General features: G+C 66.4%; 1 protein-coding gene. It reads left to right on the top strand.

Annotated features, from left to right (window positions below; translation table 11 throughout):
• Window positions 1–182: 182 nt before the first annotated feature.
• Window positions 183–1634, top strand: coding sequence for a trypsin-like serine protease (locus AB0M65_RS40810; protein ID WP_364041040.1), 1452 nt, complete (start codon window positions 183–185; stop codon window positions 1632–1634).
• The last annotated feature ends 51 nt before the right edge of the window (window positions 1635–1685 follow it).

A 1685-nucleotide genomic window follows, 5' to 3' on the forward strand; every position in this document is an offset into this window, starting at 1 on the left:
TACATGAAGGCCCCCTTCCTTGCGCTAGGCGCAAGGAAGGGGGCCTTCATGTACTACAGGTGAGCGGAACCCCACCGCGCGCCCGCGCGCAATAGTTCCGTACCCCTACGGGCTTCTTCCTCGGTTGTTCCGCCAGGCGTGGATGCGGAAAGTGATTTCCAGCCACCTGGAAAGGAACCACCGTGAACAGAAGAAAACGGCTACTGGGGCTCGCCACAGCCACCCTCGGTTGCCTCTCGGTCCTCCTGCCCGCACCGGCGGCCGCCGCGAACCTGCCCGCCGTCACGCCGACGGACCAAGCGGTAGTCCCCGGTGGACCGCACACGAATTCCATCGGCGGCACCCCCGCTTCGGTCAAAGACCACCCGTTCATCATCGCGGGGCTGCGCCAAGGCGGCGTCCGCCCGCAAGGCCAGACGTGCACCGGCTCGGTCGTCGCGCCACGCAAGATCCTGATCGCCGCGCACTGCAAGGCGGCCGAGGGCGACAAGACCTTCCTTTACGGACTCGACGATCTCAACGCCGGTGGCGGGACACGGGTCGGTGTCGTCAGCTATGACACCCACCCGAAGTACGTCAACTTCGACCAGGGTTACGACGTCGCCGTCGTCACCACGGACGCCGACATCCCGGTGCCGGGCGGGCAGTACGCGAAGGTCGCGACGTCGGCCGACACGGAACTGAACAAGCCAGGCAAGTCCGGTCTCGGGCTCGGCTACGGCAAGAAGGACTACAACGACGACAGCCGCAACGTCGAACTGCACAAGTTCACCCTGCCGATCGTGCAGGGCAGCAACTGCAACGGCGTCGGCGCGGGTTTCAAAGACGCCACGATGATCTGCAGTGGCTACAGCGACGGCCACGTCACGATCCTGCCGGGTGACAGCGGCGGGCCGCTGATCGTGGACGGCAAGGTCGTCGGCGTCGCGTCCTGGAGCCGCAGCGACTTCAAGTGGTACAGCGTGTACGGCAGGCTCAACAACGACATGGGTGACTGGGTCAAGCAGCAGATCGGCGCGCCGCAGAACCCGGAGACGTTCTCCCTCGCGGTGACGCCGTCGTCGCTCAAGGTCGAGCCCGGCAAGTACGTTTCGGCCACGGTGACCAGCAAGCCCGGCAAGAACGGCGCGGAGAAGGTCGACCTGAGCGCGGCCGGGCTTCCGGACGGCGCGAAGGCCACCTTCCAGCCCGCGTCCATCAACTCGGGTGAGTCGGCGAAGGTGAGCATCGAGGTTCCCGCCGGAACGGCCGAAAAGGACTACGCCGTCACGATTTCCGGCAAGGGAACCACCGACACGGTGACCGCGAACCTGACGCTGACCGTCGGCAACGGCGGGCCGCAGCCCGGCAACCTCCAGGTGAGCGTGAGCCCCGGCAGCGGTACCGTGCAGCCCGGTTTCTTCAGCAACGTCACCGTTTCCGCCACCGGCGGGACGGGTACGATCACGCTGTCGGCGTCGGGGCAGGGCCTGCCGTTCGCGCCGTTCTTCAACCCGCGGACGATCTCGAGCGGCGGTAGCTCGACCATGCAGGTGGCCGCGCCGTTCCAGCGCGGCACCTACCCGATCACCGTCACCGCGACGGACTCGGCGGGCAAGACCTCCACCGCCACCTACACCCTGACCGTCCAGTAGTAGCAAGTGTCATGAGGGGTCCCCATAGGACGAAATTTGTCCTATGGGGAC

It is taken from the genome of Amycolatopsis sp. NPDC051071 (assembly GCF_040682875.1).
Classification (GTDB): domain Bacteria; phylum Actinomycetota; class Actinomycetes; order Mycobacteriales; family Pseudonocardiaceae; genus Amycolatopsis.